The 16042-nt window shown below is 60.4% G+C and carries 15 protein-coding genes; 4 read left to right on the top strand and 11 right to left on the bottom strand.

From position 1 onward, the window contains the following. Nucleotides 1–147: 147 nt before the first annotated feature. The 10 genes from PH558_RS11995 to PH558_RS11950 form a co-directional block, all read right to left on the bottom strand. Entirely contained in the window at nucleotides 148–1002 is an 855-nt protein-coding gene (locus PH558_RS11995; protein WP_285204513.1) for a 5'-nucleotidase, lipoprotein e(P4) family, read from the bottom strand. 285 nt (nucleotides 1003–1287) lie between these two features. Further along, nucleotides 1288–3018, bottom strand: a complete 1731-nt coding sequence (locus PH558_RS11990; RefSeq protein ID WP_095433107.1) for an ABC transporter substrate-binding protein — start codon at nucleotides 3016–3018, stop codon at nucleotides 1288–1290. A 126-nt stretch (nucleotides 3019–3144) separates the two neighbouring features. Continuing rightward, nucleotides 3145–3432, bottom strand: coding sequence for a DUF2160 domain-containing protein (locus PH558_RS11985; RefSeq protein WP_069611580.1), 288 nt, complete (start codon nucleotides 3430–3432; stop codon nucleotides 3145–3147). Nucleotides 3433–3444: 12 nt separating this feature from the next. Further along, the gene (locus PH558_RS11980; protein WP_285204983.1) at nucleotides 3445–4317 is read right to left on the bottom strand and encodes a carbohydrate ABC transporter permease; all 873 of its coding nucleotides are present in this window, start codon (nucleotides 4315–4317) and stop codon (nucleotides 3445–3447) included. 47 nt (nucleotides 4318–4364) lie between these two features. Continuing rightward, the gene (locus tag PH558_RS11975) at nucleotides 4365–5237 is read right to left on the bottom strand and encodes a carbohydrate ABC transporter permease (protein WP_069611582.1); all 873 of its coding nucleotides are present in this window, start codon (nucleotides 5235–5237) and stop codon (nucleotides 4365–4367) included. 2 nt (nucleotides 5238–5239) lie between these two features. Next, a complete protein-coding gene (locus tag PH558_RS11970; protein ID WP_285204507.1) occupies nucleotides 5240–6310 on the bottom strand; it encodes an ABC transporter ATP-binding protein in 1071 nt (356 codons plus the stop codon). Between the two features lie 9 nt (nucleotides 6311–6319). Then, nucleotides 6320–7402, bottom strand: a complete 1083-nt coding sequence (locus PH558_RS11965) for an ABC transporter ATP-binding protein (RefSeq protein ID WP_285204504.1) — start codon at nucleotides 7400–7402, stop codon at nucleotides 6320–6322. Between the two features lie 773 nt (nucleotides 7403–8175). Then, on the bottom strand, nucleotides 8176–8817 hold the full coding sequence (locus tag PH558_RS11960; RefSeq protein ID WP_015341580.1) for a ThuA domain-containing protein: 642 nt from the start codon (nucleotides 8815–8817) through the stop codon (nucleotides 8176–8178). Between the two features lie 24 nt (nucleotides 8818–8841). Continuing rightward, the gene (locus PH558_RS11955) at nucleotides 8842–9942 is read right to left on the bottom strand and encodes a Gfo/Idh/MocA family protein (RefSeq protein WP_285204503.1); all 1101 of its coding nucleotides are present in this window, start codon (nucleotides 9940–9942) and stop codon (nucleotides 8842–8844) included. Nucleotides 9943–9982: 40 nt separating this feature from the next. Next, nucleotides 9983–11185, bottom strand: coding sequence for an ROK family transcriptional regulator (locus PH558_RS11950; RefSeq protein ID WP_095433100.1), 1203 nt, complete (start codon nucleotides 11183–11185; stop codon nucleotides 9983–9985). Nucleotides 11186–11406: 221 nt separating this feature from the next. On the opposite strand from PH558_RS11950, the gene PH558_RS11945 reads away from it, so the two are divergent. The 4 genes from PH558_RS11945 to PH558_RS11930 all read left to right on the top strand — a co-directional run bounded on the left by PH558_RS11945 (nucleotide 11407) and on the right by PH558_RS11930 (nucleotide 15653). Further along, entirely contained in the window at nucleotides 11407–12708 is a 1302-nt protein-coding gene (locus PH558_RS11945) for an ABC transporter substrate-binding protein (RefSeq protein WP_285204500.1), read from the top strand. Between the two features lie 72 nt (nucleotides 12709–12780). Further along, nucleotides 12781–13719 carry a carbohydrate ABC transporter permease gene (locus PH558_RS11940; RefSeq protein WP_095433098.1) on the top strand — a complete coding sequence of 313 codons (939 nt, stop codon included), beginning with the start codon at nucleotides 12781–12783 and terminating at the stop codon, nucleotides 13717–13719. After that, entirely contained in the window at nucleotides 13712–14560 is an 849-nt protein-coding gene (locus tag PH558_RS11935; RefSeq protein WP_285204497.1) for a carbohydrate ABC transporter permease, read from the top strand. Before PH558_RS11940 ends, PH558_RS11935 begins: the two co-directional genes overlap by 8 nt. 22 nt (nucleotides 14561–14582) lie before the next feature. Beyond that, the gene (locus PH558_RS11930; protein WP_285204495.1) at nucleotides 14583–15653 is read left to right on the top strand and encodes an ABC transporter ATP-binding protein; all 1071 of its coding nucleotides are present in this window, start codon (nucleotides 14583–14585) and stop codon (nucleotides 15651–15653) included. On the opposite strand, the gene PH558_RS11925 is transcribed toward PH558_RS11930, so the two are convergent. Further along, nucleotides 15650–16027, bottom strand: coding sequence for a DUF427 domain-containing protein (locus tag PH558_RS11925; RefSeq protein WP_095433096.1), 378 nt, complete (start codon nucleotides 16025–16027; stop codon nucleotides 15650–15652). The genes PH558_RS11930 and PH558_RS11925 overlap by 4 nt on opposite strands. Nucleotides 16028–16042: the final 15 nt, after the last annotated feature.

Raw genomic sequence — 16042 nt, 5'->3', positions numbered from 1 at the left:
GTGCCTCACTTAGCTTCAGTCTGTTTGACGATCGGCGGCTTCTTGATCGTCCCTTCTCCCCGCATGCGGGGAGAAGGCTAGGATGAGGGGCCAGGCACAAAGGTCCCACAGACTTGAACGCGCCTGGCAATCACTCTCGAAAGACGCCTACTTCCCATCCCAGGGCTTCAGGGCATCCTGCTTCATCCTGCGCTGTTCTTCCGGCGGCAGCTTGTAATCGCCCTTGTAGGGTGCGCTTTCGAACGAGCCATAGGTCGGATTTGCGATGGCGATCCAGTCGTGGCCGAAATGCGCCTTGTTGGCCTCGAACACCTTCTGCCGCTCCTCGACGGTTCCTTTGTAGTCGTCGGTGAAGTCGCCGAAATTGTCGCCGAACATCAGGAGAATGCGATAGTTCTTGGCGATGAAGGCGCGGCGCGTGCCCTTGGCCGAACCCCAGTCCGGCTGCTCCTTGGCGCTCAGGAAAGTGTCGACATTGTCGCCCATCGGAAAACCGAGGCGCTTCATTTCTTCAACGGTCGGTCCTTCCTCATCGGCGGTGCGGTTGGTCACGTAGAAGACCTTCACGCCTTTTGACGCTGCATATTGGGTAAATTCCACCGCGCCGGGAATCGGCTTGTCCTGCTGGGCATTGACATATTGCGTCCAGGTTTCAGGCTTGAAGCTTGTACCCGTCGTGATGTTACGCGCCTGATAGGGCGAGGTGTTAAGGATGGTGTCGTCGACATCGAGGATGATGGCGGGTGGAAAGTCCTGGAAATTACCTGTCTGCTCAACCGGAGCTGCGGTCCAGTTCTTCTCGGCCAGCGCTTCGTCGAGCCTGATGCGGCCGAGCGCATAGGCACCAAGCGCGTTGGCCTGCGCCTCCACCGAGGTCTGATCCCAAAGAACGGCATTGAGATTGTCGTCGGGCATGGCGGCCGGCAGATCGGCGGCCAAAGCCGGCAAGGCGGACGCAAGGCCGATCACGAATGTCAGGCGCCCTATATATCTATTTTCCACTCCGTTCTCCTTTATGAAATTCTGGAAATCAACTCATTGCATCAACGATTTCAAACAGGCGTCAAAGTCTTGACCCGGATAAGGATAGTTTGCGCGTAGACGGAATGTGTCAAGTATATGACAGCTGGCGGATCCGGGTTCAGTTGATTTTGATTTGCGGCCCACTATACCAAGCGCTTTCATGCGGCGTCGTTTTTGACAAAGGCCGTGCTGGAGCTCTGAAACAATAAAAAATGCCGGGGTCCTTTCAGACCCCGGCACTGCCGCATCTCCAAGTGCGGTTGCTTATTTCTTCGCGTCGGCCCAGCTCTTGACCAGTTCGTCATAATTGACGGTGATCGGCTTTTCTTTTTCGTTGGCGATCTTCAGTTGCGGAGCGAGATGGCCGTTCTTCACGGCATCGGCGTTCCAGTAGGCAAGATCGTGCTCTTCGGCGAGCTTCGGGCCGATGTCGCCCTGAACGCCTGCACGTTCCAGGCGCTGCATGACGCGTTCCTGGTCGGCGCAAAGTGCATCCATGGCTCCTTGCGCATCCTTGGCACCGGAAGCGGCATCGCCGATCGCCTGCCACCAGAGCTGTGCGAGCTTCGGATAGTCAGGAACGTTCGTGCCGGTCGGCGACCACTGCACGCGGGCCGGCGAGCGGTAGAACTCGATCAGACCGCCGAGTTCCGGCGCGCGCTTGGTGAAGCTCTTGTCGCGGATGGTGGATTCGCGGATGAAGGTGAGGCCGACATGGCTCTTCTTCACGTCCACCGTCTTCGAGGTGACGAACTGCGCATAGAGCCATGCGGCCTTGGCGCGATCGACGGGGGTCGACTTCATCAGCGTCCAGGAGCCGACGTCCTGATAGCCGAGCTTCATGCCGTCCTTCCAGTAGACGCCGTGTGGAGACGGCGCCATGCGCCACTTCGGCGTGCCATCCGAATTCATGACCGGCAGGCCGGGCTTGACCATGTCGGCGGTGAAGGCCGTGTACCAGAAGATCTGCTGGGCGATATTGCCCTGGGCCGGAACCGGGCCGGATTCCGAGAAGGTCATGCCTTGCGCTTCCGCCGGAGCATAGGCCTTCAGCCAGTCGAGATATTTCTGGATCGAATAGACCGCAGCCGGGCCGTTGGTGTCGCCGCCGCGGGCGACGCAGGAGCCGACAGGGCGCGAATTGGCATCGACCTTGATGCCCCATTCATCAACCGGCAGACCGTTCGGCAGGCCCTTGTCGCCGTTGCCGGCCATGGAAAGCCAGGCATCGGTGAAGCGCCAGCCGAGCGACGGGTCCTTCTTGCCATAGTCCATATGGCCGAAGACCTTCTTGCCGTCGACATCGCGACCGGTGAAGAACTGGGCGATATCCTCATAGGCCGACCAGTTGACCGGCACGCCGAGCTCGTAGCCATACTTGGCCTTGAAATCGGCCTTGTTCTTCGGGTCGTTGAACCAGTCGTAACGGAACCAGTAGAGGTTGGCGAACTGCTGGTCGGGGAGCTGATAGAGTTTCTTGTCGGGAGCAGTCGTAAAACTGGTGCCGATGAAATCGGCGATGTCGATGCCCGGATTGGTGACGTCTTTGCCCTCGCCAGCCATCCAGTCGGTCAGGTTACGAACCTGCTTGTAGCGCCAATGCGTGCCGATGAGGTCGGAATCGTTCACCCAGCCGTCATAAAGGTTCTGGCCGGTCTGCATCTGGGTCTGGATCTTCTCGACGACGTCGCCTTCCTGGATGACGTCGTGAGTGACCTTGATGCCTGTTATGGCGGTGAAGGCCGGGGCGAGAACCTGCGATTCATACTGGTGCGTCGTCAGGGTTTCCGACACGACCTTGATTTCCATGCCCTGGAAAGGCTTGGCCGCATCGATGAACCACTGCATTTCCTTTTCCTGGTCGGCGCGCGAGAGCGTCGAGAGATCGCCGATCTCCTTGTCCAAGAATGTCTTGGCTTCGTTCATGCCGGCGTGCGCCGTGCCGGCCAGGGCCAGCAAGGCAACTGCCGTTGTCGTCAAGAGATGCCGTCGCATATATTCCTCCCTACAGGTTGCGAGTGCATTGTCAGCCAGCCGGATTTCCGGCCATCTGTATCGATTTGCCTTACTGCTCCGCATGACCGGATGGGCAACGGGGCGGTAACGGTTTGAATTTCCGCGTCAGACCAGGCGGAAGACGCCGATGGCGTAGACCACGGAAAGAGCGAGAGCCCACCACAGGCTTGGGCCTCCCAGACCCAGCCAGGCGAGATGGATGAAGGCGGCGCCGAGCAGCGAAATGAACAGCCGGTCGCCACGCGTCGTTTCGAAGCGCAGAATGCCGAGGCGCGGATGGCCGCCGGGCGAAACATACTCCCACACAGCCATGCCGATCAGCAGCAGCAGGATCGTCGCGAAAAACAGCGCCGTCGGCAGCGTCCAGGCCATCCAGGAAAAGTCTGTATTCATGGTGGTTTTCCTTCAGACGCGGCCGAGCGCGAAGCCCTTGGCGATGTAGTTGCGGACGAAATAGATGACGAGAGCGCCGGGAACCAGGGTCAGTACGCCGGCGGCGGCCAACAGGCCCCAGTCCATGCCGGCGGCCGAGACGGTGCGCGTCATGATGGCGGCGATCGGCTTGGCATCGGTCGTGGTCAAGGTGCGGGCGATCAGCAGTTCCACCCAAGAGAACATGAAGCAGAAGAAGGCGGCGACGCCGATGCCGCTTGCGATCAGGGGAATGAAGATCTTGATGAAGAAGCGCGGGAATGAATAGCCGTCGATATAGGCGGTTTCGTCGATTTCCTTCGGCACGCCGGACATGAAGCCTTCGAGGATCCAGACCGCCAGCGGCACGTTGAACAGGCAGTGCGCCAGCGCCACGGCGATATGGGTATCGATCAGGCCGAAGGCCGAATAGAGCTGGAAAAAAGGCAGCGCAAAGACCGCCGGCGGCGCCATGCGGTTGGTCAGCAGCCAGAAGAAGACGTGCTTGTCGCCGAGGAAGCGGTAGCGCGAGAAGGCATAGGCTGCGGGAAGGGCACAGGCGACCGAGATCACCATGTTCATGACGACATAGGTGATCGAGTTGATGTAGCCCTTGTACCAGGACGGATCGGTGAAGATGATGGTGTAATTGCGCAGCGTCGGCTGATGCGGGTAGAGCGTCAGGCCGCTGACGATCTCCTCATTGGTCTTGAAGCTCATATTGACGAGCCAGTAGATCGGCAACAGCAGGAAGATGATGTAGATCGTCGGCACCAGCCACGCCCACCGCCCTTTTTCGCCGTGACGGCGGGCAACCTGCGTGCCCGTCGCAACAGTCGCATTTGCCGCGGCATCGGAAGCGGCCATCTTGTGCATCGCGGCGGCATCGGCCGTGGTGGATAGAGGTTTGCCGCTCATCGGCTCGCTCCCGCATCGTAATTGGTCATGACGGTGTAGAAGACCCAGGAGAGCAGCAGCACGATCAGGAAGTAGATCAGCGACATGGCTGCGGCAGGGCCGAGGTCGAACTGGCCAAGCGCCATCTTCACGAGATCGATCGACAGGAAGGTGGTGGAATTGCCGGGGCCGCCGCCTGTCACGACGAAGGGTTCGGTGTAGATCATGAAACTATCCATGAAGCGCAGCAGCACGGCGATCAGCAGCACGCGGTTCATCTTCGGCAGCTGGATATAGCGGAAGACGGACCAGCGCGAGGCGCCGTCGATCTTGGCCGCCTGATAGAAGGCATCTGGAATGGAGGCAAGGCCGGCATAGCAGAGCAGCACGACGAGGCTCGTCCAGTGCCAGACGTCCATGATGATGATCGTCGCCCAGGCGTCCGCCGGATCGGAGACGTAGTTGTAGTCGATGCCGAGATTGACGAGAACATAGCCCATCAAGCCAATGTCGCTGCGGCCGAAGACCTGCCAGATCGTGCCGACGACATTCCAAGGGATCAGCAGCGGCAAGGCCATCAGCACCAGGCAGACGGGAACGCCGATGCCCTTCTTCGGCATATTGAGCGCGATGAAGATGCCGAGCGGCACTTCGATCGCCAGGATGACGAAGGAGAAGATCAGGTTGCGGATCATCGAATCCCAGAAACGCCCGGAATGGAGGATCTCTTCGAACCACTGCGTGCCCGCCCAGAAGAATTGATTGTTTCCGAAGGTGTCCTGCACCGAATAGTTCACGACGGTCATCAGCGGAATGACGGCGGAAAAGCCGACGAGCAGCAGAACCGGAATGAGCATGAACCAGGCTTTGTTGTTCCAGGTCTTCTCCATCGTCAGGCTCCCATCTCGATGCGCCAGGAGTCGGCGTAGATATTGATGCCGGCGGGATCGAAGGCGATGTGCGGCTCGGCCGGCACCGTCTGGTCCTCGCCGATGACGGCGACGATGTCTTGGCCGTCGAGCTTGGCGCGGACCACCTTGCGGCGCCCGAGATCCTCGACCTTGGTGACGGTAGCGGGCATGCCCTCGCGGCCGATGCGGACGAATTCGGGGCGGATGCCGAGTTCGGAACGGCCGGCTCGCTTTTCTTTAGGCGCGCCGGGCAGCGCGATCGTGCGGTTGCCGATGCGCGCGCTGCTGCCTTCGATTTCGACAGGCATGACGTTCATGCCGGGCGAACCGATGAAATAACCGACGAAAGTATGGCGCGGGCGCTCGAAGAGATCGTTCGGCGTGCCGATCTGCACCACCTCGCCATTGTACATGACCACCACCTTGTCGGCGAAGGTCAGCGCCTCCGTCTGGTCGTGGGTGACATAGACCATGGTGAAGCCGAAGCGGCGGTGGAGCTGCTTCAGCTGCGAGCGCAGCACCCACTTCATGTGCGGGTCGATGACGGTCAGCGGTTCGTCGAACAGGATGGCGTTCACATCCGAGCGCACGAGGCCGCGGCCGAGCGAGATCTTCTGTTTGGCATCGGCCGTCAGGCCGCGCGCCTTGCGATGGGCACTGTCGGAAAGGCCGATCATCTCGATGATTTCATCGACCTTGCGCTTGACCTCGGCTTCCGGAACGTGCCGGTTGCGCAGCGGGAAGGCGAGATTGTCGTAGACGGTCATCGTGTCGTAGACGACGGGGAACTGGAAGACCTGCGCAATGTTGCGCTCCTGGGTCGACAGCCGGGTCACGTCCTTGCCATCGAAGAGGATGCGGCCTTCGGAAGCCTGCACCAGACCGGAAACGATGTTGAGAAGCGTGGTCTTGCCGCAGCCGGAAGGGCCGAGCAGCGCATAGGCGCTGCCGTCCTCCCAGCTGTGGTTCACTTCCTTCAGCGCATAGTCGGCGTCGGATTTGGGGTGGTCGTTGTAAGCGTGCCTGATGTGGTCGAGATCGATGCGGGCCATGGTCCCTCCTCAGGCGGCTTGTTGCAGGGCGGGAGTGACGGCGGCACCATCGGTGTCGAAGACCATGATGTGGCGCGGATCGATATACACATCGATCGCATCGTCGACATCGATATCCTGCACGCCCTGCGTCAGCATTACCCAGCGCCGGCCGGCAAAATCGATATGGATGAAGCTCTCCGAGCCGGTGATCTCGGTCACCATCACCCGTGCCGGAGCGGCAACGGCCTCCGGCGTCTGCGGCGCAAGCGCGAGATGATGCGGCTGGAAGGCGATCGTGTAGCGGCCATCCGGTCGGTCTTCCAAACCTTTTGGTACGGGCAGGCGTATATTGCCATCAAGCGCGAATTCGCGGCCGCGCTTGTCGAGCGTGATCGTGTTGAGCGGCGGATCGGCAAAGGTGGTGGCGGTAATCAGGTCCCGGGGATTGCGGAAGACATCGATCGTCGGTCCGAATTGCGTGATGCGGCCTTCCGCCAGGGTCGCGGTATTGCCGCCGAGAAGCAGCGCTTCGGACGGTTCTGTGGTTGCGTAGACGAAAATCGCACCGGATTCGGCAAAAATCTTTGGCAGTTCGGCCCGCAGTTCCTCGCGCAGCTTGTAGTCGAGATTGGCAAGCGGCTCGTCCAGCAGAACCAAGCCGGCATTCTTGACGATGGCGCGCGCAAGCGCCGTGCGCTGCTGCTGACCGCCAGAGAGGCTCAACGGCAGGCGATCAAGGAAGGGGCCGAGACGCAGAAGGTCGGCAGCCTTTTTCACTTCCTGGTCGATGATAGCGGCACTCTTGCCGCTCAATCGCATCGGCGAGGCGATGTTGTCGTAGACGGTCATGGCGGGATAGTTGATGAATTGCTGGTAGACCATGGCGACGTTGCGACGCTGCACCGGCTGACCGGTTACATCGGCGCCGTCGACATGAATCGTGCCCGTGGTCGGCTTGTCGAGGCCGGCCATCAGCCGCATCAGCGACGTCTTGCCAGACAGCGTCGGCCCCAAGAGCACGTTCAGCGTGCCGCGCTGCAGCGTCAGATTCGTTTCTGCAATATGCGTTTCGCCGCCGACAGACTTCGATACGCCCCTGAGTTCAAGCACGATAGATTCCTTCCATGCGCCGCATATCGATGCTGCCGCGAGGATCGCGAAGAGACTGATCCGTCCGGAAATGCCGTCGCCGGGCGGTGTCCATTGCTGAGATTATGGTTGTCGGGAGGTGGATTGTGCCGATCCGTTTGCGGAAATATCGCGCCGGCAAGAATTGCGCCGCACGACGTCAGTGGCGGTGCGGCCGATGCCGCAAACCAAGCCGTTTTCCGTATTGATCTGATTTTCGGACAATTATTCCTCCCCTTGTTTCGATTTGCATCCCTCACGCGAAAACCGAAACAAGAATGACGATAAATGAAGATAAAGGAATGTCAAACGAAAACTGACCGCGTTTCAGTTTCGCTTCATGAATCCTGTCTCGGATGTGTTTTAGCGATTTATTATCAATCTGGTAAGCAATTGATCGGAATTGCAAATGGAGGCTGACGCATCTTCCGATGCGTCCACGCGCATTGGGGCCGAACGGAGCCTGGTCGCTCGTGCTGACAGTCGTACGATCAAAATGGGGAGCGAAGCCTGGCACGGAATGTGAGGCAGGACCTCCTACGTCGAGGTGAGGAGATAAGGGCGGTTGATAGTTGGCTGCAGGATGCGGGATGGAAGCCCCTGCCCAAGCTCCGTTCACGGTGGTCCCGCCTGCTCATCATTTGCTCGAAACGATGAAAACCGCCGTGCGCGCGAATCGCGCCATCATCGGGTTTGCCGATGCAGAACCGCCCCTCAAGCATTTGAGGAGCGGCAATTTTCGCAACAGACGGGGCTTAGCGCGCGGCCCAGTTGGCGCCGCGACGGAAGATGGTCTTCATCTGCGGCACGTCGAATTCCTTGGCCTGGTGGCCGAGCGAGGAATAGAAGACGCGGCCCTTGCCGTATTTGCGCTTCCATGCGACCGGCATGACGACGCCGTCGATCCAATAGGCATGGTCGCCGGTGAAAGTGGTGGTCGCCAACACCTCGTTCGACGGGTCGACATGCATGTAATATTGCTCCGACGTGTAGGGGAAATCGGTGATCCCCTCCATGATCGGATCGTCCGGCCGCGTGATATTGACCGTATAGTCGATGATGTTGCCGGGATGGGCGACCCACTGGCCGCCGATGATGAACTGATATTCGACGCTTTCGCGGAAACTATCGCCAGCACCGCCATGATAGCCGGCTATGCCGACGCCGCTTTCGATCGCAGCGGCGAGGTTCTTCACCTCTTCCTTCTCGATCTTCGACATGGTGACGATCGGCACGATCAGGCTGAGATCGTGGATCGAGGGATCGGCGAAGGCCTCGGTGCTGTTTTCGAGATAGACCTTGAAGCCGTCCTCTTCCAGCATGTCGCGGATGATGTGGGCGCATTCCTGGGGTTCATGGCCGCTCCAGCCGCCCCAGACAATAAGTGCTTCACGCATGATGATCCTCCTGAAATTACTTGATTAGCGGCCGATCTGCCCGTCCACCAGGGATTCGGACAGAGGGGCGGGACGCTCCGTTTGCGTCGTGATGGCGACCGTACGGCCCGTATCGGAAGCCGTCTGGAAGGCTTCCATGACTTCGAGCACATGCAGCGCCAGGCTGCCATTGGCGCGGTGCGGACGGTTCGAGCGGATGGCATGCGCCATGTCGGCGACACCGAGCGAACGGTAATTGCCGTCGGCATAGGGCGCGGTGATCTCGCGCTCGGCAAATTCGCCGCCCTTCTTCAGAAACTCCACCGGGCCGCCGAACCGGTTGGGATCGGGCACGATCAGCGTGCCTTCGGTGCCGTAGACTTCGAGCGGCACATGCTTGTGGCCGGCGACGTCGAAGCTCATGCCGATCTGGACGACGGCGCCACTCACAAAGGCCATGACGCCGGCGACATGCGTCGGCACATGCACGGGGATGTGCTCGCCGTTACGCGGCTCGCTGGTGATGATGCGCTCCTTGCGTGGCGTCACCGCAAAGCCGGCGACCTGCGAGACGGGGCCGAGCAGGTTGACGAGATCGGTGATGTAATAAGGGCCCATATCGAGCATCGGGCCGCCGCCGACTTCATAATAGAAAGCCGGATTCGGATGCCAGCGTTCGTGCCCCGGGCACATGAAGGTGGCGGTGCCGCCCACGGGGATGCCGATCGCCCCTTCGTCGATGATGGCGCGCGCCGTCTGGTGGCCACCGCCGAGGAATGTGTCGGGCGCGGCGCCGATCCGCAGCCCTTTGGCGGCAGCGGCATCGACGAGCTTCTTGCCTTCGGCGAAATTGATGCCGAGCGGCTTTTCCGAGTAGGTGTGCTTGCCGGCATCCAGCGCCTGCAGACCGACGGCGACATGCGCCTTCGGAATGGTCAGGTTGACGATGATCTCGATCGATGGGTCCGCCAGCAGGTCGGCGATGTCGACCGCCTTCAGACCGAATTCGATGGCTTTTGCCTCGGCGAGGTCGCGATTGAGGTCGGCAACGCCTTTGATGTCGAGAATGGGAAAGGATTTCATGGCGGTGAGATAGGCGCCGGAAATATTTCCGCAGCCGATGATGCCGATGCCGACCTTGTTCATAGATTTCCTCCAGATGAATTGTCTTTGCTGCCCTGCGAAATCAGAGAGCCGGTGCCGGCCCCGTCGTTCCCCAGGGCGATTCGTAGAGTTCGCGCAGTGCCACGACCGCCGCACCTTGCGCCCAGGTCTCGTCGGTGGACTGGTCGAAAACCAACTCGGTGACGCCCCTGATCGATGGCGGGATGGCCAGCGAATAGGCCTCCCGTAGGCTCTCGAGGAAGGGCTGTCCGAGCGCCAGGCTCGAACCCACGAGAATGACCCGCGGCGGGGCAAACAGCGTGACGATGTTGGCGAGCGCCATGCCGCAGGCCTCGCCGGCACGAATGGCCGCGCTGATGAGCGTGTTGTCCTCGGCATCTATCAGCGTCTTGGCATGCGCCATTCCGCGGCCGAGGCGGATGGCTTCGGCAAAACGGCCGCTTGGCTGGTCGCCGAGAATGGCGCTTTCGCCGGCAAGGCTTGCCAGACGAATGATGCCCTGTGGTCCCATGCCTAGGACGAGATCGCCGAGATTGTGGCTGAGGCCGCCGGCGCCGCGAAAGAGCTGGCCGCCATGCAGCACGCCGAGCCCCAGCGTCTGTTCCAGCGACACCAGCACCATGTCATCCAGGTCTCGTGCCTTGCCGAACCAGTGGTGCGCGAGCGTGATGGCATGTGCATCGCTTTCGACGATGGTGGTCACGCCCAGCCGTTCCGACATTTCCTTGGCGAAATCGACGCCGGCTTCTCGGAAGATAGGGCTGGTGCGGACATGGCCGGTGCGATGCTCGACGACGCCGGGCAGGCCGAGGCAGACGGAATCGATCTCGTCGAGCGCCAGATTGGCATCGACGACGCAGCGGCGCACGCCATCCTCCAGGAGATCGGCAATGACGCCGATCGGCTGCCGGTCGACACGCAGCGCCAGTGTCAGCGTCGAGAGAACCTCGCCGCAAAAGTCCGTCACGACAAAGACCATGCGATTGGCGGCGATTTTCGCACCGACGACGCGCGCGGCATCCGGGTTGAGCTCCAGCATGACGCGGGGCCGGCCGCGGCTGGCCGCCTCGCGCAGGTCGCCTTCGGTGCGGGCCAGGATCAGCCCGTCATCCAGCAGCGAGGCCGTGATTGCCGAGACTGTGGTCGTCGAAAGCTGGGTGCGGTCGCTGATTTCGATACGTGCAATGGAGCCCGCCCGCCGGATCGTATCCAGCACATTGAAGCGGTTTATCGCCCGCATAAGCTCGGGATCTGCTGTTTTCATGAGAATGGCGCCGAATGACGGACCCGCTCGGCTGCGGCCTGGTATTTTTAACGGAGTGCGAATTAAATAGCCTATGGCCATTGCCCAATGTCAAGCCATTTCGCAGACGATCTGCCAAAAATTTAGCAATGACGGTTGACATTTCAGCAAAGCTCCGTTGAATTATTCCGCATAAGGGAAAAAATATTTGAGGCTCTTGGTTCCCTTGGGAGGAGAAAATCATGATCCATCTACGTGGGGCCAAAGCCCTTCGCATCGCGGCTGTCGCCGCTACGACCGGCCTGGCGATTCTCGCTGGCGCAACGGGCGCGGCTGCCGACACCGTCGTCAAATGGCTGCATCTGGAAACCGATCCAAACTATGTCGCCGTCTGGCGCAAGATCGCGGATCAGTATGAGGCCAAGCATCCCGGCACAAAGATCGAGATGCAGTTCCTGGCCAACGAGGCGTTCAAGGCGAAGCTGCCGACATTGCTGCAATCGAAGGATGCTCCCGATTTCTTCTTCAGCTGGGGCGGTGGCGTGCTGAAGCAGCAGCAGCAGACCGGCACGCTGCTCGACCTGACCGCGGCGATGAACGCCAAGGATGGCGCCTGGCTGAAGAGCTATAATCAGGCGGCCGTCAAGGGCCTGACCTTCGATAACAAGATCAGCGCAGTACCCTATAAGCTCGGCACGGTTTCCTTCTTCTACAACAAAGCCCTGTTCGCCAAGGCCGGTGTCGATGCCAGTGCCATCAAGACGTGGGACGATTATCTGGCCGCGGTCAAGAAGATCAAGGCTGCCGGTATCGCGCCGATCGCCGGCGGCGGCGGCGAGAAGTGGCCGATCCATTTCTACTGGAGCTATCTGGTGATGCGTGACGGCGGTCAGCAGGTCTTCAACGACGCCAAAAACGGGAAAGGCAACGGTTTCAACGATCCGGCGATCATCAAGGCCGGCGAGCAGCTTGCCGAGCTCGGCAAGCTCGAACCCTTCCAGCCCGGCTATCTCGGCACCACCTGGCCGCAGGCGCTCGGCGTTTTCGGCGACGGTAAGGCTGCGATGATCCTCGGCTTCGAAAATACGGTTGCCAACCAGCGCACCAATGCCGGCGACGGCAAGGGCCTGGCGGATGACAATATCGGCCGCTTTGCCTTCCCTGCCGTAACCGGCGGCGCCGGTCTTCCCACAGACACGCTCGGCGGCCTGAATGGCTGGGCGGTTACGAAGAAGGCCCCGCCCGAGGCACTCGATTTCCTCGCTTACCTCACCAATGCCGAAAACGAGCGCACCATGGCACAGGCCGGCATGATCATCCCGGTCGCCGTCGGCGCCGAAGATGGCGTGAAGGGTCCGCTGATGCACGAAGCAGCCGACCAGCTCGCGCATTCGACCTGGCATCAGAATTTCTTTGACCAGGATCTCGGCCCCTCGGTCGGCCGCGTCGTCAACGATGTGGCTGTCGGCATCGTCTCCGGCCAGATCACGCCGAAGGATGGCGCGCAGCAGGTCCAGGACGCCTTCGAGCAGGATCAGCTCTAGTGCCTTCTGGCGCCGGCCTCTCCCTTGTGCCGGCGCCGATTCTTCTTTGAACTGCAACTGTCGAGACTGCCCATGACCGATGTCAGCGCCACGACCGCCATGCCCTCCGTCGCAAGAACGAAGGTCGCAGCGAAGCGAAAATCGCCAGCCGCGCGCGGCCGCTTGCCCGTCATCCTGCTATTTCTGCCGCCGGCTTTGCTGCTCTTCACCATCTTCGTCATCCTGCCGATGGGGGAAGCGGCCTGGTACAGCCTCTATCGCTGGAACGGCTATGGTCCGCCGACCGAATTCGTGGGTCTGCGCAATTTCCAGGTGCTGTTCAAGAATGGCGCTTTCCTGACGTCGCTCAAGAACAATGCTCTGATCATCGTCGTGTCGATCGCGATCCAGGTGCCGCTTGCCATTTGGCTGGCGACGATGCTGGCGCATCGCATTCGCGGCGTCGTTCTTTTCCGGCTGATCTTCTTCCTGCCTTACGTGCTGGCCGAAGTGGCCGCCGGTCTGATCTGGCGCTTCGTCTATGACGGCGACTACGGCCTGTTTGCCGCGATCGCACATTTCCTCGGCACTCCGACACCCTATGTGCTCGCCGACAAGGATCTCGCGATGTACGCCGTGCTCGGCGTGATCGTGTGGAAATATTTCGGCTTCCACATGATGCTGTTCATCGCTGGCATGCAGTCGCTCGACAAAAGTGTGCTGGAAGCGGCCGAGATCGACGGTGCCACCGGCTGGCAGAAGTTCCGCTACGTGACGCTGCCACTGCTTGGCTCGACGCTGCGTCTTTCCGTCTTCTTCGCCGTCGTGGGATCGCTGCAGCTCTTCGACATGATCATGCCGCTCACCGGCGGCGGCCCGTTCAATTCGACCCAGACGATGGTGACCTTCCTCTACAATTTCGGTGTCACCCGCATGCAGGTCGGCCTCGGCAGCGCCGTCGGCGTCGTGCTGTTCGTGATCTGCGTCACCCTCGCCTTCGGCTACAAACGGATATTTATGCGCAATGACTGATATGGCCTCATCCGTTCGACTGACCACCGGCACGAAGATCTATCTCTATGTGTCACTGACGATCATTGCCGCGATCGTGCTGATCCCGCTGCTGACGACCGCGCTCGGCGGCTTCAAGACGCTCGGCGATCTCCGTACCAATCCCTTCGGCCTACCGGCCGAGTGGCATTTCGAGAATTATACCGGCATTCTGTTTGGCGACCGCTACTGGCGGCAGATGATGAATTCGCTGATCATCGCCGTTCTCACCGTGTTCCTGACACTGTCGGTATCGGCCATGGCGGCCTTCGCCTTCGCGCATGTGAAATTCTTCGGCTCGAACTTCCTGCTGAACTATTTTCTCATCGGTCTGATGTTCCCGGCCGCCACCGCCATCCTGCCGCTCTTCATCCGCATCCGCGATCTCGGCCTGCTCAATACCTATTGGGGCGTGGTGCTGCCGCAGGTGGCGTTCGGCCTCGGCATGAGTATCCTTCTCTTCCGGAACTATTTTCGAAACCTCCCGGAAGAATTGTTCCAGGCGGCCTTTGTCGACGGTTGCGGCTATATCCGCTTCTTCTGGCATATCTCGCTGCCGCTTTCGCGGCCGATCATCGCGACCGTCAGCATCATCTCCTTCGTCGGCAGTTGGAACAGCTACATTCTGCCGCTGATCATGTTGAACTCGGATTCGATCTATCCCTGGCCGCTCGGCATGATGGTCTATAGCGGCGAATTCGGCACGGAATGGGAACTGGTGCTCGCTTTCATCACGCTGACCATCCTGCCCACCGTCATCGTCTTCTTCCTGGCGCAGAAGCACATCATTGCCGGCCTCACCGCCGGCGCCGTGAAATCCTGAGCCTTACTGGAGCGCAAACAACATGGCATCCGTCGAACTGCACAACATCCACAAGGCCTATGGGGCTCTGACCGTCATCCACGATATCTCGCTTTCGATCGAGGACGGAGAGTTCATCGCGCTCGTCGGCCCCTCCGGCTGCGGCAAGTCCACGCTTCTGCGGATGATCGCCGGGTTGGAGGAAATCACCGATGGCGACGTGTCGATCGGCGGACAAGTTGTCAACGCGATGACGCCGCGCGAGCGCAACATCGCGATGGTCTTTCAATCCTACGCGCTCTATCCGCATATGACGGTCGCCGAGAATATGGGCTTCAACCTGAAGCTCTCGGGCGAGACCAAGCAGGTGATCGAGCAGCGGGTCAATGAAGCCGCGCGCATGCTCGATCTCACCAAGCTGCTCGACCGTAAACCGGCGCAGCTTTCCGGCGGGCAGCGCCAGCGCGTCGCCATGGGCCGCGCCATCGTGCGCAACCCGGCCGTCTTCCTCTTCGACGAGCCGCTTTCCAATCTCGATGCGAAGCTGCGCGTGCAGATGCGTTCGGAAATCAAGGCGCTGCATCAGAAGGTGCAGACCACTTCGATCTATGTCACCCATGACCAGATCGAGGCGATGACGCTTGCCGACCGCATCGTCGTCCTCAATCAGGGTAAGATTGAGCAACAGGGCACGCCGATCGAGCTTTATCGCAAGCCGGCCAATCTCTTCGTCGCCGGTTTCATTGGCTCGCCGGCCATGAATTTCCTCGACGGCGTGATCGAGGGCGTCGATGGCACGCCGGCTGTGCGGCTGAAGGACAGCACGCCGATTCGCATCGCCGGAGAGCGTAAGGTGAAGGCGGGTCAGAGCGTGAAGGTTGGTTTGAGGCCTGAGCATCTTAGCCTTGCAAGTGCCGGTTCGCCCCTTACGGGTCAGACGCTGCTCGTCGAGCCCACAGGCGCCCAAACGCACGTGCTCTTCGATCTTGCCGGCGAACAGGTGACGGCTGTTGTCGATGGCGAGGCGCCGGTGCGCTATGGGCAGCCGCTGAATGTCTCGGTGAACCCGGAGCAGGTCTATGTCTTCGACGCCGCGAGCGGCCTGGCTCTTTAAGTTCTCACATCGATGGAATCGACGCGATCGGGATAGAAGGCCATGTAATCCTTGATCCGGCTGACGGATGCATAGGGATTTTCGTAAGTCCATATGGCGTTCACCGAACGCTCGCCGCCGGCCGGAATGCTATAATAGGAGCATTCGCCCTTGTAGGGACAGTAGGTTTCGTGGCTGGTCCTTTCCAGCAAGGACATGTCGACATCCCTGCGGGGGATATAGATGACGGCCGGATAGGATGCTTCCTTGAGCGACAACGCCTCATGCGTATCGGCGATAACCTTGTCGGCGACGGAGACGATGACATGGGCCTGCTTGTCCTCGATCGTGATCGGATGATCCGGACCGGGGATCTTGACTGCTCTTTCGGACATTCCTGCTCTCCTCAG

Origin of the sequence: Rhizobium pantanalense (genome assembly GCF_030182525.1) — a bacterium.
GTDB lineage: Bacteria > Pseudomonadota > Alphaproteobacteria > Rhizobiales > Rhizobiaceae > Rhizobium.
This window is presented reverse-complemented; position numbering and strand designations above follow the sequence as displayed.